This window comes from Soonwooa sp. (assembly GCF_030151385.1).
In the GTDB taxonomy this organism is placed as follows: domain Bacteria; phylum Bacteroidota; class Bacteroidia; order Flavobacteriales; family Weeksellaceae; genus Soonwooa.
In genome coordinates, this window is the sequence record NZ_JASLDS010000049.1 from 126,344 (window position 1) to 146,695 (window position 20,352).

Below are 20,352 nucleotides of genomic sequence, written 5' to 3' on the forward strand. Positions count from 1 at the left end.
AGTTTTTTTTAATTAAACACAACTATGGATTTAATCAAAGCTATTATTATTGCCATTGTAGAAGGACTTACAGAGTTTTTACCAATCTCTTCTACAGCGCACATGGGATTTACCGCGAGTCTTATGGGAATGCAGGAAACCGAATTTCTAAAAATGTTCCAAGTGTCTATTCAGTTCGGGGCAATTTTGGCGGTTGTTGCAGCTTATTGGAAGAAGTTTTTTGATTTTAAAAACCTTAATTTCTATATCAAATTGGCGGTTGCTGTTATCCCTGCTTTGGTTTTAGGAAAACTTTTTGATGATAAAATCGAAGCTGTTCTCGGAAATCAAATCGCTATTTCGACGGTTTTGGTTCTTGGCGGTGTTGTGTTACTTTTTGCAGACAATTGGTTTAAAAATCCAACCATTAATGATGAAAAACAAGTCACAATAAAAAAGGCTTTAATCATTGGTTTTTGGCAATGTCTTGCGATGATGCCAGGAACCAGTAGAAGTGCAGCTTCTATTATTGGAGGTATGACGCAAGGTCTAACACGAAAAGCGGCAGCTGAGTTTTCGTTCTTCCTAGCAGTTCCGACTATGTTAGCTGTGACGGTATATTCTATTTTTGTGAAAACTTGGGGCGAGGGAACAGATCATGCTACCAAAGGTTATCAAATGCTTTTGAGCTCGCACGATTATATGTTGTACTTTATCGTCGGAAACATCGTGGCATTCGTAACTGCGTTGATTGCCATTAAGTCTTTCATCGCTTTCCTTAACAAATATGGTTTCAGACCTTGGGGGTGGTACAGAATTTTTGTTGGCGTGGCTTTGTTGATTTATTTTACGTGGTTTAAGTAGAATTTTTATTTAGGCAACAATTCCGCCTGAGCCTGTACTGAGTTTATCGAAGTGCTCTCGCTTTTTTGTTTTTCAAAAAAAATAAAAAGAGCTCCGCTCAAATTGAGGAACGAGATTCATCGAATCAAATAAAAAAAACTGGCGAAATGAGATAAGTCGGGTTGCAGATACAAAACAGTAGAGAAATTCTGTTTTTTTTAAGAATTAATTAGGATTTACGAATTAAGATTTACGAATTAAGATTTACGAATTAATTTTGCTAAAAACTAAAAACTAAAAACTAAAAACTAAAAACCGACAACCAACAACTAAACACGACATCGTGACTTCAGAACAATTACAAGCAGGTTATATATTTTTAGTGGACAAACCTTTGGATTGGACTTCCTTTCAAGCGGTTAATAAACTAAAGTACAAACTAAAAAGAGAATTTAAAGAACTTCCGAAGAAATTCAAGATTGGTCATGCAGGAACTTTGGATCCACGTGCGACTGGACTGTTGATTGTTTGTACAGGAAAATTCACCAAAAGAATTCCCGAAATCCAAGACGCACCAAAAGAATATTGGGCAGAAGTAAAAATCGGTGTTCAGACAGAATCTTATGACACTGAAAAGCCTGAGATTCTACATCAGGATTTTTCTCATATTACAGAAGAAGATATTCATAAAACTTTAGAGAAATTCGTTGGCGAAATCGACCAAAAACCGCCTGTTTTCTCTGCTTTGAAAATTGATGGCGAACGTGCGTACAACCTAGCACGTGCTGGTGAAGAAGTAGAAATGAAATCCCGAAAGACAACGATTCACTATATTAATGATATTAAAATCGACGGTGCTTTGGTGAGTTTTATCGTTGGTTGTAGCAAAGGAACTTATATCCGAAGTTTGGCGCACGATATTGGTCAAGATTTGGGTGTTGGTGGATATCTAACACAATTGCGTCGTACAAAAATTGGCGATTATAGCATCGAAAATGCCTCTGAAAAATTTCTTGACAACGATTATCATTTTGAAGATATCTAAATGAAAAAACATTTATTCCTTTTGATGCTTGTATTGTCAAGCTTTGCTTTCTCACAAGATTATCCTCCTAGGAAGAATTTGGGATTCTTTACAACAGTAGATGCAAATATTGGTTTTGATTTGGCTTCAATTATCAAATCTAATCGGGCAAAAACAGAGGAGGAGCGCAGACAGGTTCCACCAGGAAAATTTAATTACGGGTTTTCTTCGCAAATAGGTTATCAGCCGCTAAGTTGGTTTGCTTTAGCAGGAGGTTTGCGCTACAGTTATATTGATCCCAATTATCATTTGCTGTATTTTACAGTTCAGCCATACTTTTTTATCAATGATAAAACCGACGATGATTTTTTGTTTATCAGTGCAAAATATGGTAATAAAATAAATCACACCGCAGCAAAAAATGCAGGTTTTGTTGGTTTAAGTGTAGGAAAAATGGAAGCCATCAATAGTAATTTGGGGCAGTACTTTTCGCTTAATATAGAAAATCAGGTTATGGATGGAAATGGCACTTTTTTCATTGGACTAACTTATGGTTTGGTTTTATTTTCGAATAAAAGATATTAGAAAATTTCCTTTTCAGCAGATTGTTGATATTTATCATCTTTTTTTGATTTTTTTCTTTTGTTTATCGTCTTTCGCGTACTTTTTAGCTTTCTTGGATTATATATTTTTTACCTTACTGAATATCAGAGTTTTAAAGGTTTTGTTTTTACGCTATATTTAAATTATTGCATTTTTATTTCAACTATATTTAAGTAAATGGCGTTGTTATTTAAGTTTTAAGGTTGGTTTTTAGTTTTTATTATTGTATTATTGCGAGTTAATAAGCTAAACTTTAAAATTTTATGAAAAAAGTTCTATTTTCTTTAATTGCAACTACTGCAGTTTTTTATTCGGTTAATGCGCAAACTAGTAAAGTTTCATTCGAGGCTTCTGAAGGTTTTTCTTTAGGAGAATTGGTTGGTCAAAGTACAACAGTTAGAACATTCTATGCTGATGGTGTTGGTGTGCAAGAAGTTGCTGAAATTACTTCTGAGAATGCTTCTGATGGTGTTAATTCTGTGAAGATTCTTAATGCTGATGATGAGGAAGACGGAGGTATCTTTATTACAAATGTACCTAGTTTTAATAAAACGAGTGTTACTTTTGATGTATTGGTTCCTGAGTTCGGTGGTTCTGATAACTTTTTTATTCTTTTTGCTGGAGAGAAGGCCATGATTAATATGGATTTCAATTACCAAGGAAATGTTAAAATTGGGAACTTTACAACAAGTCAATATGAAACCAAAGGAACTTACACTGCTGGTCAATGGACTAAAGTGCGTGTAGATATCGATTTTGGAGCTAAAACATTAAAGTATTTTGTTAATAATAGTTTAATCCATACACAGACAACAACGAATACTGGGACTACAATTGACGAGATGGATTTCTACATCGATAATTACGGTAGTGATGCATACTTTGATAACATCCAAGTAAGAGATACTACAACGCTTGCTGTGGCTGATTTTACTAAAAATGTGATGAGCGTTTATCCTAACCCTACTGCAGAAGTTCTAAACTTCGGAATCAATGAAAAAATCAACACGGTTGAGATTTTCGATGCAAATGGTAGATTGGTTAAAACTGTGAAAGATTCAGCTACATCGGTTGATGTATCTGCACTTCCAAAAGGAAACTATGTTGTAAAAGTTGCTACAGACAAAGCTAACTATACTAACAAGATTATCAAAAAATAATTTTAATATTATTTCACAATTAACGCCTCAATCATTTGGGGCGTGTTTTTGTTTTGTACAAGAGTTGTTTGGCTTCTTATTTAGTTTTAATTTTGAAGAAAATTTTTTGGATTGGAAAAAACACGTATTAATAAATATTTGTCGGAAGTTGGATATTGCTCACGAAGAGCTGCAGATAAGCTTTTAGAAGAAGGTCGTATCACTATTAATGGTGTAATTCCAGAATTGGGAACGAAAGTTTCTGACGAGGATGAAATTTTTGTTGATGGCGTTTCCATTAGAAAAACTGAAGAAGAGCATGTTTATATTGCGTTTAACAAACCAGTTGGCATTGTTTGTACAACTGACACGAAGCGCGAAAAAGATAATATCATTGACTACATTAAGCATCCAAAACGTGTTTTCCCAATTGGACGTCTTGACAAGCCAAGTGAAGGTTTGATTTTGTTAACTTCTGACGGTGACATTGTCAATAAAATTCTACGTTCCAAAAATAACCACGGCAAAGAATATATTGTTCGAGTTGATAAACCTATTACGCCAACTTTTCTAAACAAAATGAGAAATGGCGTTCCTATCCTAGATAGAGTAACTAAGAAATGTGAAGTTGAACAAATAGACACCATGACTTTTAGAATTGTATTGACACAAGGGCTTAATCGTCAAATTCGTAGAATGTGCGAATATCTTGGTTACGATGTTAAAAAACTAAAACGTATCCGTGTTCTTAATATTAAACTAGATCTTCCTGTAGGCAAATGGCGCGATCTTACAAAAGAAGAATTACTAGAACTTAATCAACTTCTTGAAGGTTCGTCTAAGACTTTTGACTAGATATTGCTAGAGAATTTCCTACGTTTGTTATCATACAACCCAAATCCAAACTCAAACTCAAAAAAATGAAAAAGTACAAAATCCAAGCAAATCCTTTTGTAGTACCAACTACTGATGGAAAACTGATAGAAGAACATTGGGGAAACTCGACAGGGAACAAAAATATTTCGATTGCGCACATGGTCGCGCCTCCCAATTGGAGCGAGCCACATCAAACTCCAGAATTTGACGAATTTACCTTGATTATTTCTGGTAAGAAACAATTCGAAATCGATGGTGAAATTATCGTTTTAGAAAAAGGTCAAAGCATCTTGATTGAAAAAGGTGCGCGCGTTAGATATTCTAATCCGTTTTCGGAAGCTTGCGAATATGTTGCGATTTGTCTTCCCGCATTTTCAATGGATTTGGTTAATCGCGAAGAGTAGCTTTTAAAACTCAAATTTCAGAAGTTGCATATCTTTTAACTGAATGCCATTTTCAAAAATAGGTTCGGGATAATTTTCGATAAAGAAATTCTTCCTAACATCATATTTAAGAAACCCATTTCTTTCATAAAACCGAATCTGATTAATCCCACAATCTGCCGTTCCAACAATAATACGCTTGTATTTTGGATAGCAGATTTTTTTGATATGCGTTATCATTTGTTCGCCAATTCCTTGTCGTTGATACTTTTCAGAAACGGCAATGTTTTTTAATTCAATAACTTCAGAATCTTGATGATACAAGCAAAATACACCAACTTTGTCGTTGTTTAGTTTTACGAGATAGACGTCAGAACTCAACAAATATTTGTCAATCGCGTCGCGTGTTTCATCTGCCAAAAGCAAAAGCTCATATGGATAATCATCCGTAATTAATTGAAAATCGAGTAGGGGCGTTTTCATTTTTTTACAGCACTAAATCTTCAAACAGTCGATCAAAAGCCACATCCAAATCTTTGGCTTGTCCAACATGAGGACGCGATGTTTGGATGATGGAACTTCGCACAGCCGTTAACCAACGGAATCGCTCGGGGATTTCGAGCTGTGCAATTGGTCCAGAATCTTTCCCGCCTTTTGCAACGTTTTCAAAAGACGTCAAATGTTTTTCGATGATGTCAAATTCTGTTTCACAAACAAAACATTTCATTCGGTCGGAGCAAAGTTTCGTTTTTACTTTGATGTATTTTTCACGTTTGCTAAAAAGCACCACACCAACATTGATGAATTCCTCACGCTCGGGCTTTGGCACCAAACGAATCACCGCATACTCATATAGTTTAACCTCTTGCATGTTTCGCTTCATTTACAAAGTTATCAGAATGGGCAACACGTCTTGTCAAAAACTGAAAATACACCTCTTTTATTTCCTCTGGCGAAAGTTCGGTATCGCGCCACTGTAGCCAATCTTCAGGAATTAATTCCACGATTTCGCGCAAAACATCATCCGTCAATATCGCTCGGAATCTTGTGTTGACTTCGTCCAATTGGTTGGCTTGCGGTAACAAAACATGATCTTTTATCATCACAAATGGGCTCACGGCATTCTTTTCCCAATTATCCCAAGAGTGGTGAAAATACAAGGAAGCACCATGATCAATCAACCACAATTCCTTGTGCCAATATAGCATATTGGTATTTCGGAAAGTACGATCGATATTGGTAAGGAAAGCATCTAGCCAAACAACTTCGGATGCCAATTTACCATCGATTTTTACGGCAGCAGGATCGTAATTGATGCCACCAGACAAATAATGTAAGGCCAAATTTAATCCAACACTTGCTTTCAACAAATCCTGAATTTCCTCGTCGGCTTCAGTTCTTCCGAAATCTTCGTGCAAGTTTGCAAAAACCAATTCGGGCGTTCGCAATCCCAAAATCTGAGCCACTTTGCCTCCAACTAATTCCGAAATCAAAGCTTTCACGCCGTGACCAGCGCCACGAAATTTCAACACATATTTGAAGTCGTCGTCGGCTTCCGCCAAAGCAGGCAACGAGCCGCCCTCGCGCAACGGCAAGATATAGCGTAAGACGGTGACCGTCCGTAATGATAAATCCATCTTGTAATTTAAAATGTAAAAATAAAGGAATATTTTTTATTTGGGCGCCTTTTCCGCCCTCCACTCCCGCTTTTTATTTTTTCGCCAAGGCTTTTTCTACCACTCAAAAAATAAAAGAGCTCCGTTCAGGTCGGGGCGCAACCGCGCCGTTGAGATTTTTTGGTACAAAAATCAACAGTCTATTCCGACGTAATGTTTAAATAACACTTTACAATTTTAAATAGACTTTTTGTTTCGGAACAAAAGATAAGTGTTTCAGAACATTTTTTATAAAATACAATTTTACCCTTAATAATTTTACAATAAAAAGTGAAATCATGAAAAAAAATCTTTTATTAGTTTGTAGTTTTTGTGCTGTAATTAGCTATGCACAATCTACCTCGCCTTCGCCATATTGCGATGCATCTTTTGATGAACCACATGGTCCTCTTAACGATTATATCAATTCAGTAAGTTTTGGTACGCTTTCAAATCTTAATACAGGACAAGCAGCATTTCCTAGATATATTTTTTATAATAATCTGCCAACAGTATCTTTTGTACAAGGAGATACTTATCCATTAAATATAAGCTTTAACAAAATAGGAGGTTGCGGATATGGTGTTTGGATAGATTTTAACCAGAACAACATCTTTGAAGCCTCGGAAAAAGTTGCTGGCACAACAGGTTTTGAAACTTTAGGAACGCCAAGTAGTAATATTGCAGAAATCACCAAGAATATTGTGATACCAGCCAATGCAACTTTGGGCAATACCAGAATGCGCATCAGAATTGTTGAAGATGATGGCTATAATATGAATTCTACTGACGAATTGCCATGTAATATAAGTACAAATCCGCAAGATATAATGGATAACGGCGAAACCGAAGATTATACTATTAATATAAAAGCTTCAACACTTGATGTTAATACAAATGATGCAAAACAATCTTTGAAAATATTTCCTAATCCTGTCAGTACTAATCTCAATGTTGAAGGAATAGAAAAAGGAAGTCTTGTAAGGATCCTAGATATGAGTGGAAAACTAATCTATGAAAAAAGAGCTACTGATACCAAATTAAATATTGATACCAGTGTTTATCTATCTGGGCTTTACCTCCTTGAATATGGAACTGAAAAAGTGAAATTTATTGTTAAATAAATACCTCGATTTTTAAGAGGTTTTATTTTAAAAGTTTTTCAAACGAATAACACAAGTAGACGTTCTTTTTATTTTAATGGTGGAAGTCACCGCATTTTAATGGAGGTCACTGAAAAAGTGGCTTATTTTTGAAAAACAGAAGTTTTTGAGCAATTTGCCAAAATGACTTCAATTCCAAGTTATTGATTTTCAATCAAATAAAAAAAGCAGAGAATTTAAATTTTCTGCTTTTTTTCATATAGAGGTTTTTATCAGTAGCCTCTTTTAATGCGGTGGCTTTTTATTTTTGAAAGGGAATCCTTATTTTTGGGAAAATATTCAACAGAATGTCAAGTTTCATCGACTTCGGTATTGCGAAGAAAGCTTACGATTACCAACAAAATATGAATAAAATAACAGAACTTTTCAATATAAAATATCCAATCATCCAAGGTGGGATGATTTGGCACAGTGGCTGGAGATTGGCTTCAGCAGTTTCTAACAATGGTGGATTGGGACTTATAGGTTCTGCAAGTATGTATCCCGATATTCTTAGAGAAAATATCCAAAAGTGTAAAGCAGCAACAGATAAACCTTTTGGTGTTAATGTAGCGTTGTTGTATCCAAATCTTGAAGAGATTATCAATATCATTTTGGAGGAAGGTGTTAAGATTGTTTTCACATCTGCGGGAAGTCCAAAAGCTTACACAGAAATTCTAAAAAAAGAAGGCATCAAAGTCGCCCATGTTGTATCATCAACCAAATTCGCTGTTAAATGTCAAGAAGCTGGTGTTGACGCGATTGTTGCAGAAGGCTTTGAAGCAGGTGGACATAACGGTCGTGATGAAACAACAACTTTGTCACTTATTCCAAATGTTAAACGACATATTTCTACACCACTAATTGCAGCAGGCGGAATTGCAACTGGTGCACAAATGAAAGCAGCAATGATTCTTGGTGCTGATGGTGTGCAAATTGGTTCTCGTTTTGCTGCAACCACGGAAGCGAGTTCTCACGATAATTTCAAAAATAAAATTGTTGAACTTGGTGAAGGTGATACGCATTTAACTTTAAAAGAATTAGCGCCAGTTAGATTAGTGAAAAATAAGTTTTTTAACGATTTGGAAGCGCTTTACCAAGAGGGTAGAAATGTTGAAGCGCTAAAAGAAACTTTAGGAAGAGCACGTGCAAAACGTGGAATGTTCGAAGGAGATATGGTGGAAGGCGAATTGGAGATTGGACAATCTTCAGCGCTTATCGATAGCGTTTTACCAGTTGAACAAGTAATCAAGAATTTGGTGGCAGAGTTTAACACTGCTAATGTAGATTTGAAGTTGTAGTTTTCGGATTCTGTCATTCAGAACGCAGCGTAGCGAAATGGAGAATCCTATTGTTAGTTGAGATTCCTCACGATGTTCGGAATGACAGGGCGGAGATTTTTTATTGAATGTCATTTAGAATGGAGCGTAGCGAAATGAAGAATCTACAAAATGGTGTTTTTTAATAAAATTGAAACCAAACACCAAACACTAAACACTAAACACTAAACACTAGAAACTATCAATTACTAACCCATTGCTAAAAACTAATAAAACGTGTTTTCAAAACAAGAAGCAGCGCAACTAAAGAAAGAATTTTGGACGGCTTTCGGGAAAGCTTTTCCTAGAAAATGGTTGCTGTATGATACTAAGATTAAAGATTTTTCTTTTAAATTCAATGCGGATAATAAAAAAGCTGAAGTCTCTCTCGATATCGAAATGAAAGACGAATTGTTTCGAAATGCTTATTTTGAAAAGATTCAATCTTTGGAAGATTTACTTCGTGATGAGATTGGCGATTTCGAAATGGATGAACATTTTGTTTTGGAAAACGGAAAAGTCATCAGCCGCATTTGGGTAACTAAAACTGGCGTCAGTGTTTTTAATAAACAAACTTGGCCTGATACTTTTGAATTCTTTGTCGAAAAAATGACTGCTTTCGAAATGTTCTTTTATGAATATGAAGATTTTATAAAAGACGTGTAGAGAATTGCGATTTGGAATTTACGAATTATGTTTAAAAGATAGTTTAAGAATTTATGATTTCCCGATTTGGAAAGGATTTTTTATAATGATGAATTATGCTTCTTCGGAGCATTCTACTAATAGCAAATTTGTGTGGTGAATTGGGGAGCTCCGTAGGAGCGACCTGTTAATTGTGTAATACTATTTTTTGTTTTCAAAGAATAGTTCGTTCCTTCGGAACGCGTCGCAACAAAATGATTTGTTGATAATTGCGAGTTGTAGGTTATGCTCCTTCGGAGCATTCTGCTAATAGCAAATTTTGTATGAAGAATTGAGAAGCTCCGTAGGAGCGACCTGTTAATTGTTTAGTACTATTTTTTGTTTTCAAAGAATAGTTCGTTCCTTCGGAACGCGTTGCAACAAAATTGTTTGTTGGTTATTGCGAGTTGTAAGTTATGCTCCTTCGGAGCATTCTGCTAATAGCAAATTTTGTGTGAAGAATTGGGGAGCTCCGTAGGAGCGACCTGTTAATTGTGTAATACTATTTTTGTTTTCAAAGAATAATTCGTTCCTTCGGAACGGGTCGCAACAAAATGATTTGTTGATAATTGCGAGTTGTAAGTTATGCTCCTTCGGAGCATTTTGTTAATAGCAAATCTGTGTAGTGAATCTGGGAGCTCCGTAGGAGCGACCTGTTAATTGTTTAATACTATTTTTTTGTTTGTAAAGAATAGTTCGTTTCTTCGGAACGCGTCGCAGTGATTTATTACTTGAAGATGATTTATTGATGATTTCGAGTTGTAGGTTATGCTCCTTCGGAGCATTCTGCTAATAGCAAATTTGTGTAAAGAATCGAGGAGCTCTGTAGGAGCGACCTGTTAATTTCTAAACTTTCTGCTCATTGATCAGTTTCGCGGTAATAAAAATGATAATTTTGGACGAAGATTTGGCAATTCGTAGATTGTTTAACAAAAAAGCTTTCGAAGATCTGTTTTTGGTAGGCAAAAAATTGGGAAAATACTAAAAAATATTATGAAGAAAATAACAATAAAAGCTAAAGATTTTTTCGAATTGTTGAAATTGAAAGACCAGTCGATGTGGGATATTTTTGCATCTTTGATTGATGGCGAAGAAAAGGAACTTATTTTTGTTGATGAGGATAATGCCTTTTTGTTCAATTATATTTTGCCAACAGATTTCAAAAAGTTGCAAGAAGACAAAGCTGTGTTTTCTAAAGAGTATTCGGAAAAATTGAGTGGACTCAATTAGTCAAGCAAAACTGAAAATATACATCTAGCCCCGATTGAAGCGGCATCCTTTTGTGGCGGACGCTGAGCGGATTTGGAAGGCTTGACGCTTTGGCTCCGCCCAAAGTCCATAACAAAAGATACAGCGGAAAGCGGGCGAGAATCTTCTACGAAGAGAAATCTGTCCTGCTCCTAATTATCCTCATTTCGAAAATTCGATTTAAGGCTTTTTCGCCATTCGATAAGACCGACAATAGCCATGAATGTAAACACAAAATATTGTAGCGAAGTGATGGCAAGTCCTTTGTACAACATCATTGGGATGCAAATGATGTCAGCTGCAATCCAAAAATACCAACTTTCAACCGCGCGTTTCGCCATTAGGTACATTCCGACCAGAAATAGCGATGTGGTAAGGATGTCCATATAATTTGCCCAGTCGAGGTGGTACATTCCCAATCGCACGCCTTGCATAGAAAAATGGTTGTCGATAAAAGGTTTGTAGTAATATACCAAGCCAACGAAAATAAGGCTGCCAACAAATAATAATCCTGCGCTTTTCCATTCTTTAGAACTCGCTTTTTCGATGTCAACGTGGATGTTATCATTGGCGTTTCTGTGCCATAATATCCAGCCGTAGATGCTCATCACGGTATAATATACATTAATAAGCATGTCGCCTAATAACCCAAAAACAAACATAACGTAGGTGAAAAGCACCGTCGAAATGATGCCAGTTGGGTATACGCCAATATTTTTTTTGATGGTATAGTAGACACTTGCAATACCAAAGAATGTTGCAATAGCTTCTAAGACAATTAGATAAGTGTCGTAGGATTGGTATTGTGCGCCTAAGTTTAGGAAAAAGTCCGTCATAATTGTAAAGATACATATTTAACAAAAAATGAGGAATATTATTATTATATCTTTAATGTTAAAAATTGGCTAATCTATTAATCGATTTTAATATTTTTTTAGGATTTGATGTTGTAATTGTAATTTTTTTATATTTTCGTAATCTGAAATATATAATAGAAAGAAAAGAAAATATTATGTCGAGTATTTGGACAAAGAAACCGCTCAGTGCTTATGAGGCTGACATGAAGAAAAGTGAACTGAAACGAGTTCTTGGTAAATGGAGTTTAACGGCGATTGGTGTAGGTGCTATTATTGGTGGTGGTATTTTCGTACTGACAGGGACGGGCGCTTATTATCACGCTGGTCCAGCGCTTGCAATTTCCTTTATTGTTGCTGGTATTGCCTGTGTTTTTGCAGCCCTTTGCTATGCCGAATTTGCTTCGATATTGCCAGTGGAAGGTTCTGCGTACGCCTATGCTTACGGAACAGTTGGCGAAATTTTCGCTTGGGCAATGGGATGGTGTCTCATTCTCGAATATGCCATGGCAAGTATGGCGGTCTCCGTGAGTTGGTCGGGCTATTTTAATAAATTTCTAAAAATCTTTGGCGTCCATTTGCCGTCTTGGCTAACTTCGGACCCTGCAAGTTATAGTGGTACAGGCTTTTCGATGAATTTACCAGCTTTCATTATTGTGTTGTTAATTACAGCATTATTGGTGAAAGGTACCAAAGAAGCGGCTGGCGCTAACAACCTTATCGTAATTATGAAGACTTCGGCGGTTATTTTTGTAATCATTGCTGGTGCTTATATTATTTTCACAAATACAGACCTATACAATGCTGTGGATGGTGTTAAAAATTGGAAACCCTTTATCCCAGCCGAAACGCTAGTCAAAAATCCTGAAGGCGAAATGGTCTCCGCCTACGGCATCAAAGGGATAATCTCTGGTGCTGCGGCAATCTTCTTCGCGTATATCGGATTCGATGCGGTGTCAACGCAAGCTGGTGAAGCGATTAATCCTAAAAAAGATGTTCCGTTTGCTATTATCACTTCTTTGCTTATTTGTACAGCGCTTTATATTTGCGTGTCTTTGGTATTGACAGGAATGATGCATTATACAAACTTTAACCCAGAAGGAAAATTTCCAGAAGCGATTAAAGCGCCTGTAGCGTATGCATTCGAAATTGCTGGTTACCATTGGGCAAGTAATATTGTTACCATTGCGGCGACTGTAGGACTTATCTCTGTAATCATGGTAATGATGATGGGACAATCAAGAATCTTCATCGGAATGTCAAAAGACGGTCTTATTCCAAGATTCTTGGGCGAGCTTCATCCAAAAACTAAAACACCAGCAAAAGGTATTATTCTTTTAGGTTTGGTGGTTGCATTTATCGCGGCTTTTACACCGATTTCGACCTTGGCAGATATGACAAGTTTTGGAACATTATTCGCGTTTACATTAGTGTGTATCGCAGTTTGGGTAATGCGTAAGAAAGAACCGAATCTAGAAAGAAGCTTCAAAGTGCCAGCTTATAAAGTTGTTGTTGCTTTGGGCGTTTTCATCAACTTATATTTGATTCTTAACCTTAGCGCGCACGCTTTAGAATTGTCTGCTGGCTGGCTCGTATTGGGCGTTTTGGTTTATATGTTCTATGGTCGCAAACATAGCCATATTAACAATCCACACAAGAACACCGATAACTAACTATATTTTTTTAAGCCCGCTTTTTTTGAGCGGGTTTTTTATTTGGGCGTCATTTCGGTCTGCGGGCAGTCGCTGTTATGTTCGGACGGCTCCGCTGCGCCGCGCCGCCTCACATAACGAGCTCCAACAATGCCCTCCGCCCGTACGCATATTTGAAATAAAAATAGTAATTTGTCCTTCGAATATTTACAAGCCATGAAATCATTTTTCCTTTTTGTATCACTAGCAATTTTTGGATTTTCAAAATCTCAAAACATCAAGATTGACACTTTGTTAACGGATAACATTAGCATTCGCGCCATCGAGATTCACAATGGCAAAGTTTGGTATGCAGGCTCGCAATCCAAGTTTGGTTATGTAGATATCAAAAATTCTAAGCAACAAAAACAAATAAAAATTAATGAGCTTAACCAAGAATTTCGAGTGCTAGCAAGATTTAAAGATGGCTCATTTCAAACAGTTAATATTGGTTCTCCAGCACAGTTTTATAGTATTAATAAAGACTTTAAAATTTCTGAATTAGCAAAATTTACGGACTCTACCACATTTTATGATTCTTACAAAATCGATTCTAAAACGAATAATGGATTAGCCATTAGCGACCCCTTTAGTAATGGGAAAATTGACTTTTACATGGTGGTCAATGGTGACCCGATAGATATTATTGACAAATTACCAACCTATGCGAAAGGAGAAGCGCATTTTGCGGCCAGTAATTCCAACATTGCAATGCAAGGCGATAAAGTTTGGATAGCTACAGGAGGTATAAAAGCTCGGGTTTTCAAGTTTGATTGGTCCAAAGTTTCCAAATGGGAAGCTTTCGAGACACCTTTCGTGCAAGGTACTTCTTCGCAAGGTATTTATTCTATTGATTTTGCGGACGAAAATTTTGGTATTGCAGTTGGTGGTGATTATAAAAATCAATCCGAAAATATTAACAACATCGCGACAACCAACGACGGTGGCAAAACTTGGCAAATACAAGCTTCTGGACAAAATGCTGGTTATTCGACTTGCGTTAAGATAAAACCAAAATCTAAAGGCAAAGAGATTGTAGCTTTAGGCGATGGTCATATCAGTTATTCTAAGGATTTTGGAAAAACTTGGACAAAGATTTCAGATGCTAAAGATTTTTATACTTGCGCATGGTTGGATGCTAAAACTTTGGTTTTGGCAGGGAAAAATAAAATTGCAAAACTTAGTTTTTTAGATTAATATGAAAAATGCTTTGGTTTTAATATCGATTTTTTCACTTCTTAATTGTCAAGAAAAGACTAGTAATAGTAACGCAGCGACACCCAAAAAAGTCGATAAGGAAGTAAAAGAAGAACTTCCAACTTTTTTGATTTATGGAGAAGCCTATCCAGTTGGATATGCAGAAGAACAAGATAGTTTGGTTACTCAGAAGTTTGGTTTTAAAATAAAAAGAGTTGCTGGTTGCGAGATTTCGGATGTGTTGAAACAAAGTGTAATTAACAATAATCAAAAAGAAGATAAAAAAATGGAACAACTTTTCGGAAAAAACTGGAAAGAAGATTTTACTAAAAAATCCAAACTAGAATTGATGATTCCCGAGATTGAATAATTTTCTAATTGAAGCAACAAAAGTCAGTTTTTGGCTTTTGGAAAGTATATTTAACTCTGACTTCTATTTCGTAACTTTGCAGTCAATTTTAATGTCGAAGACAAGATGATTTCATTAGTTGACAAATACAATATTCCAGGTCCGCGTTACACGTCTTATCCTACTGTTCCGTATTGGGACGACGCTTCATTTTCTTCAGAATTATGGAAGCAAAGTGTGGTAAGAACTTTCAAAGAGTCTAATGCCAAAGAAGGAATTTCAATTTATATTCATTTACCTTTTTGTGAAGCTTTATGTACATTTTGTGCATGTCACAAGCGTATTACAAAGCAGCATTCGGTTGAGGTTCCGTATCTAGAATCTGTCATTAAAGAATGGAAACTCTATCTAGAATTATTCGACGAAAAGCCGATTCTTAAAGAATTGCATTTGGGTGGTGGTACGCCAACTTTCTTTTCACCTGAGAATTTGAAAACGCTTTTGTCTTCAATTTTTGAAACTGTAGAAATTGCAGAACATCAAGAATTTTCTTTTGAGGGACATCCGAATAATACAACCAAAGAACATCTACAGACACTTTATGATTTAGGATTTAGAAGAGTGAGCTTTGGTGTTCAGGATTATGATATTAAAGTTCAGAAAGCCATTAACAGAGTTCAACCTTTCGAAAACGTAGAAAAGGTAACGAAGTTAGCGCGAGAAATAGGTTATCAAAGTATTTCTCATGATTTGGTGTTTGGTTTGCCACATTCAAACTGGGAAACAACCGAGCTTACAATTCGTAAAACTTTGGAATTAAAACCAGATCGTTTGGCATTTTATTCTTATGCGCATGTGCCTTGGATAAAAGGTGTTGGACAACGTGGTTTCGATGAGAAAGATTTGCCATCTGGAGAAGAAAAACGTAAGCAATACGAAAACGGCAAAAAGCTTCTCGAAGATCTTGGTTACATCGAAGTCGGGATGGATCATTTTTCTTTAGAATCTGATGACTTGTACCAATCTTTGACAGGAAAAAAACTGCACCGAAACTTTATGGGTTACACGTCAAGCAAAACCCAATTGATGGTAGGACTTGGCGCATCTTCGATTTCGGATTCTTGGTATGCTTTTGCACAAAATGAAAAGTCTGTGGAGGAGTATCAAATTAAAGTCGAAAACGGCGAAATTCCAGTTATTAAAGGTCATATTTTAAATGAAGAAGATTTGGTGATTCGTCGTCATATCCTTAATTTGATGTGTCAACTAGAGACAACTTGGGATGTACAAACAAGCTTCCCCGAGTTAAAAAATGCTTTAGAAATGTTAAAAGAAATGGAAGCGGACGGCTTGGTAGAATTTGCAGACCATCAAATCAAAATTACCGAAAAGGGGAGAGCGTTTACAAGAAATGTAGCAATGGTTTTTGATCTTAGAATGATGCGCAACAAACCTGAAACCCGCATTTTTTCAATGACGATTTAATAGGCTGAATTGAATTTTTATTCGAGAAAAGTTTTAAAATAATAAAAAAAAGAGTTGAGCAATCAGCTCTTTTTTTGTTTTGCTAAAAGCACTGACAAAGTTTTGAAAAGATTCCGATTTTATCAATTATTTGAGACTAGATTAAAATTAACTTAAAAAAAAGTTAAGGTTTTTAATATAATTTGTTAATAATTACACAAAATCAAATTCTTATTTATAGAGAAAATCATTATATTTGCCGACTTAATGAATTAATATATATTAAAAAATGCAAGGAAAAGGACTCGTTACATTGGTTGCTATCGTGCTAGGACTTATCTGTCTTAACGAGCTTTTGCCATCTTTCTATGCTAATAAAATAGAAAAAGAGGCATTGGCTGTTGCTGGCGATAACCAACAAAAATACCAAGAGGAGATTGCAAGACTATCTAAGGATACATTGAATTTAGGTTTCACAAAACTTAACTATGTTGACGCAAAAGCTAAAGAAATGAAGCTTGGTCTTGACCTTAAAGGTGGTATTAACGTGCTTTTGGAAATTAATCAAAGAGATTTGGTGAATGATTTAACTAATTATTCTGCAAATCCTGTATTAATCGAAGCACTTAACAGAACAGAAAAAGTACAAAGAAACTCAACAAAGTTATTTATTGATGATTTCTTTACTCAGTTTGACATTGTCAACAAAGAGAAAGGTACAAATCTAAAACTTGCAGATCCTGAGATCTTCGGTAACACAAATTTGACGGAGATCAAATTTAACACAACTGACGAGCAGGTTAAAAATATTGTAAGAAAGAAAATCGATCAATCTGTAGGTACAGCTTACGAGGTTATCCGTACACGTATTGACAAGATGGGTGTTACACAACCTAACGTACAACGTGTGGCTGGTACTGGACGTATCTTGGTAGAGATGCCAGGTATCAAAGATATCGACAGAGTTAAAAAAATGTTGGCGACTTCAGCAAAACTTCAGTTTTGGGAAGTTCAACAAGTGCCAGAGGTATATCCTTACTTCGAGCAGTTAGGACAATTGGTTCGTGCTAAAGGTGACTCTATGGGTGTTAAAAATAATACTGATTTAGTAAAAGCACTTCAGATTAACACGCTTCGTTCTAATGGTGTTGCTAATGTTAAATTGTCAGATACAGCTATTGTTAACAAAATCCTTAACAGTGAAGTTGCTATCAAAGCTAGACCAACTAACATTAAGTATACTCAATTCATGTGGGGATACAAGCCAGAGAGAGAAGATCCTAACAACTTGGTGCTTTATGCAATTCGTGGGAACATCAACCAAAAAGCGCCAGTAGATGGAGCGGTAGAAAGTTCTAATGTTAGTTATGACCAAATCGGACGTATCGTTGTTGACATGCAAATGGACAGCAAAGGTGCGAAAGAGTGGAAAACAATGACGGAGAAAAACGTTAACAAGCCAGTTGCTGTAACTTTGGATAACAGAGTGTATACTGCGCCTAACGTATCAGGTGTAATCCCGAATGGTAGAACACAGATTTCTGGTAACTTCACACAACAAGAAGCTAAAGATTTAACAGATGTTTTAGGAGCTGGTAAATTACCTGCAGGTGCTAAAATTGTACAAGCGGATGTTGTTGGTCCTTCATTGGGAGCGGAATCTATCCAAGCGGGTGTATTGTCATTCCTTATTGCATTTGCAGTTATTATCGTATATATCATATTCTATTACGGTGGAGCAGGGGTTTACGCAGTTATTGCGATGATCATCAACTTGTTCTACATCTTCGGAATTATGGACTCTATCGATGCGACATTAACGCTTCCTGGTATTGCAGGTATCGTATTGTCAATGGCGATGGCGGTCGATGCCAACGTAATTATTTACGAAAGAACAAAAGAAGAATTATTCCGTGGTAAGTCGATTTTAGAAGCTTACAAAGACGGTTTCAAACACGCGATTTCGGCGATTATCGATGGTCACCTTACGACCTTGATTACGGCGGTTATCCTTTATATTTTCGGTACAGGACCAATCCAAGGTTTCGCAGTAACTTTGATTATTGGTTTGATTATGACATTGTTCACATCAGTTCTTTTATCAAGATTGATGATCTTCAACAGATTGAGCAAAGGAAAATCATTGTCTGTATGGACACCAATGACAAAGAATGCTTTCCGTAATGTATGGATTGACTTCATCGGAAAACGTAAATACGCTTATATTTTCTCAGGTATTTTGATGATTATCAGTATTGCATCAATTGCTGTTAACGGATTCAAATTTGGTATTGACTTTACAGGTGGACGTAACTATGTTGTTCGTTTCGAAAAACATGTTGATGCCGAAAAAGTTGAAGCAAGTATTGCAAAACTTATGCAAACCGAAGATGGTAAAAACTCTGCTGTAGAAGCTAAAACTTTTGGTAGTGGTAACCAATTGAAAATTTCAACAGATTACCTTATCGATGACGAATCATTAAAAGCTGACCAAACAGTAGAACAAAAAATCTACGAAGGTGTTAAAGCGGATCTTCCAGCGAATATGACTTTAGCAGATTTCAAATCAGCAGACAAAGGTCACGCAGGTATTGTATCATCAACCAAAGTTGGTCCAACAGTAGCCGACGATATCAAAACTGGAGGTACACTAGCGGTATTAGCATCATTAGTAGGTATCTTTATCTACATCTTGGTGAGATTCGACAAGTGGCAGTTCTCATTAGGAGCGGTTGCAGGTCTATTCCACGATACAGTAGTTATTTTGGGTGTATATTCATTATTCTACAAAATCGCACCATTCAACATGGAGATCAATCAAGATTTTATTGCGGCAATTCTGACGGTAATTGGTTACTCGATTAATGATACCGTAATCATCTTTGACCGTATTCGTGAGTATCTTCGTGAGAAAAAAGCAATCACATTGGCTGGTCTATTCGATGACTCAATTTCGAGTACAATTGGTAGAACTTTCAACACGTCCTTCACAACAATTTTGGTAATTCTAGCGATTTTCATCTTTGGTGGAGACAATCTAAGAGGCTTCATGTTCTGTCTATTAGTGGGTATCGGTTTCGGTACATACTCTTCAATTTTCATCGCGTCAGCAACAGCTTACGACTTCCTAAGAGGAAAGAAAAAAGAAGAAAACCCACATGGCAAATCAACTGTGGACAACGCAGAAATTGTAAAAAGCTAAACCAGTTTTTTAACAACATAAGAAAGCCTTCAGAATCATCTGAAGGCTTTTTATTTGGGCGCCATTTCCGGCTGTCACTAGTCGCTTTTTTCGTGGTGGCTATTTCGGGTTGGTGAGCGGAGTCGAAGTACCGAAGCCACCACGAAAAAGAGCTCCAACAGACCGTTCCATCCGGGGCGCATCAACGTGGTGAAAGTTAGATTCAGGATTGTTGAGATTTACATTTTTTTTGTTTTACGAATGACGATTTACAATTCACGCTTCGTCATTTTTGTTTTTTCTATCTAGGTTATTAAGTGAATTAGAGTAAAATAAAGATTCTGATTATTTAGTTGAGATTCCTCACGATGTTCGGAATGACAGGAATGTTTTTTTTACGTGTCATTCAGAGCGAAGCGAAGAATCTGATTCTTCTATTGAGATTCCTCGTGCCTCGGAATGACAATGTTAGTGTTTATAAATGTCATTCAGAGCGCAGCGAAGAATCTAAAATTCTAAAGTCTATTTGTATTTGTACTTCGTCACTTCGAGTGTTTCGCACAGCGAAATGTATCGAGAAGTTAAATGAATTATGAATTATGAATTATGAATTATGAATTATGAATTATGAATTATGAATTATGAATTATGAATTATGAATTATGAATTATGAATTATGAATTATGAATTATGAATTATGAATTATGAATTATGAATTATG

At 36.1% G+C, this 20,352-nt stretch carries 19 protein-coding genes; 15 read left to right on the forward strand and 4 right to left on the reverse strand.

Annotated elements, in window-relative coordinates; all coding sequences use genetic code 11:
- Positions 1-24: 24 nt before the first annotated feature.
- From Q1V95_RS09365 to Q1V95_RS09390, 6 genes are all read left to right on the forward strand, one after another.
- Positions 25-843: an undecaprenyl-diphosphate phosphatase gene (locus tag Q1V95_RS09365; RefSeq protein ID WP_300673047.1), complete on the forward strand. Its 819-nt coding sequence runs from the start codon at positions 25-27 to the stop codon at positions 841-843.
- Positions 844-1,165: 322 nt separating this feature from the next.
- Positions 1,166-1,867 (forward strand): tRNA pseudouridine(55) synthase TruB, encoded by a 702-nt coding sequence (gene truB / locus Q1V95_RS09370; RefSeq protein WP_300673048.1) that lies wholly within the window; start codon positions 1,166-1,168, stop codon positions 1,865-1,867.
- Positions 1,868-2,431 (forward strand): hypothetical protein, encoded by a 564-nt coding sequence (locus tag Q1V95_RS09375; protein WP_300673049.1) that lies wholly within the window; start codon positions 1,868-1,870, stop codon positions 2,429-2,431. It abuts the gene before it with no gap.
- A gap of 281 nt (positions 2,432-2,712) precedes the next feature.
- Positions 2,713-3,609 carry a T9SS type A sorting domain-containing protein gene (locus Q1V95_RS09380; RefSeq protein WP_300673051.1) on the forward strand — a complete coding sequence of 299 codons (897 nt, stop codon included), beginning with the start codon at positions 2,713-2,715 and terminating at the stop codon, positions 3,607-3,609.
- Between the two features lie 111 nt (positions 3,610-3,720).
- Entirely contained in the window at positions 3,721-4,443 is a 723-nt protein-coding gene (rluF, locus tag Q1V95_RS09385) for a 23S rRNA pseudouridine(2604) synthase RluF (RefSeq protein WP_300673053.1), read from the forward strand.
- A gap of 65 nt (positions 4,444-4,508) precedes the next feature.
- Positions 4,509-4,868 carry a cupin domain-containing protein gene (locus tag Q1V95_RS09390; RefSeq protein ID WP_300673055.1) on the forward strand — a complete coding sequence of 120 codons (360 nt, stop codon included), beginning with the start codon at positions 4,509-4,511 and terminating at the stop codon, positions 4,866-4,868.
- Positions 4,869-4,871: 3 nt separating this feature from the next.
- On the opposite strand, the gene Q1V95_RS09395 is transcribed toward Q1V95_RS09390, so the two are convergent.
- Genes Q1V95_RS09395 through Q1V95_RS09405 form a run of 3 tightly spaced genes read right to left on the reverse strand, consistent with a single transcriptional unit; the run spans position 4,872 to position 6,484 of the window.
- The gene (locus Q1V95_RS09395; RefSeq protein ID WP_300673057.1) at positions 4,872-5,330 is read right to left on the reverse strand and encodes a GNAT family N-acetyltransferase; all 459 of its coding nucleotides are present in this window, start codon (positions 5,328-5,330) and stop codon (positions 4,872-4,874) included.
- Between the two features lie 4 nt (positions 5,331-5,334).
- Positions 5,335-5,718 carry a DUF3037 domain-containing protein gene (locus Q1V95_RS09400; protein WP_300673087.1) on the reverse strand — a complete coding sequence of 128 codons (384 nt, stop codon included), beginning with the start codon at positions 5,716-5,718 and terminating at the stop codon, positions 5,335-5,337.
- A complete protein-coding gene (locus Q1V95_RS09405; protein WP_300673059.1) occupies positions 5,705-6,484 on the reverse strand; it encodes a HipA family kinase in 780 nt (259 codons plus the stop codon). Before Q1V95_RS09405 ends, Q1V95_RS09400 begins: the two co-directional genes overlap by 14 nt.
- Before the next feature lie 317 nt (positions 6,485-6,801).
- Here Q1V95_RS09405 and Q1V95_RS09410 point away from each other — a divergent pair, with 317 nt between their 5' ends.
- The 4 genes from Q1V95_RS09410 to Q1V95_RS09425 all read left to right on the forward strand — a co-directional run bounded on the left by Q1V95_RS09410 (position 6,802) and on the right by Q1V95_RS09425 (position 10,877).
- Positions 6,802-7,626, forward strand: coding sequence for a T9SS type A sorting domain-containing protein (locus Q1V95_RS09410; RefSeq protein WP_300673062.1), 825 nt, complete (start codon positions 6,802-6,804; stop codon positions 7,624-7,626).
- Between the two features lie 383 nt (positions 7,627-8,009).
- Entirely contained in the window at positions 8,010-8,945 is a 936-nt protein-coding gene (locus Q1V95_RS09415; protein ID WP_300673089.1) for a nitronate monooxygenase, read from the forward strand.
- A gap of 255 nt (positions 8,946-9,200) precedes the next feature.
- Positions 9,201-9,629 carry a DUF4268 domain-containing protein gene (locus Q1V95_RS09420; RefSeq protein WP_300673066.1) on the forward strand — a complete coding sequence of 143 codons (429 nt, stop codon included), beginning with the start codon at positions 9,201-9,203 and terminating at the stop codon, positions 9,627-9,629.
- A 1,011-nt stretch (positions 9,630-10,640) separates the two neighbouring features.
- A complete protein-coding gene (locus Q1V95_RS09425) occupies positions 10,641-10,877 on the forward strand; it encodes a hypothetical protein (RefSeq protein WP_300673068.1) in 237 nt (78 codons plus the stop codon).
- A 170-nt stretch (positions 10,878-11,047) separates the two neighbouring features.
- Here the strand turns inward: Q1V95_RS09425 and pnuC are convergent, their stop codons facing one another.
- Positions 11,048-11,731 (reverse strand): nicotinamide riboside transporter PnuC, encoded by a 684-nt coding sequence (gene pnuC / locus Q1V95_RS09430; protein ID WP_300673070.1) that lies wholly within the window; start codon positions 11,729-11,731, stop codon positions 11,048-11,050.
- Positions 11,732-11,907: 176 nt separating this feature from the next.
- On the opposite strand from pnuC, the gene Q1V95_RS09435 reads away from it, so the two are divergent.
- The 5 genes from Q1V95_RS09435 (at position 11,908) to secD (ending at position 19,652) form a co-directional block, all read left to right on the forward strand.
- Positions 11,908-13,422 carry an amino acid permease gene (locus Q1V95_RS09435; protein ID WP_300673072.1) on the forward strand — a complete coding sequence of 505 codons (1,515 nt, stop codon included), beginning with the start codon at positions 11,908-11,910 and terminating at the stop codon, positions 13,420-13,422.
- Positions 13,423-13,617: 195 nt separating this feature from the next.
- Complete coding sequence (locus tag Q1V95_RS09440; RefSeq protein ID WP_300673074.1) at positions 13,618-14,637, forward strand: glycosyl hydrolase; 1,020 nt, start codon at positions 13,618-13,620, stop codon at positions 14,635-14,637.
- Between the two features lies 1 nt (position 14,638).
- On the forward strand, positions 14,639-15,007 hold the full coding sequence (locus tag Q1V95_RS09445) for a hypothetical protein (protein ID WP_300673076.1): 369 nt from the start codon (positions 14,639-14,641) through the stop codon (positions 15,005-15,007).
- 105 nt (positions 15,008-15,112) lie between these two features.
- On the forward strand, positions 15,113-16,471 hold the full coding sequence (gene hemN / locus Q1V95_RS09450) for an oxygen-independent coproporphyrinogen III oxidase (RefSeq protein ID WP_300673077.1): 1,359 nt from the start codon (positions 15,113-15,115) through the stop codon (positions 16,469-16,471).
- A 268-nt stretch (positions 16,472-16,739) separates the two neighbouring features.
- Positions 16,740-19,652 carry a protein translocase subunit SecD gene (gene secD, locus Q1V95_RS09455; RefSeq protein ID WP_300673080.1) on the forward strand — a complete coding sequence of 971 codons (2,913 nt, stop codon included), beginning with the start codon at positions 16,740-16,742 and terminating at the stop codon, positions 19,650-19,652.
- Positions 19,653-20,352 lie beyond the last annotated feature (700 nt).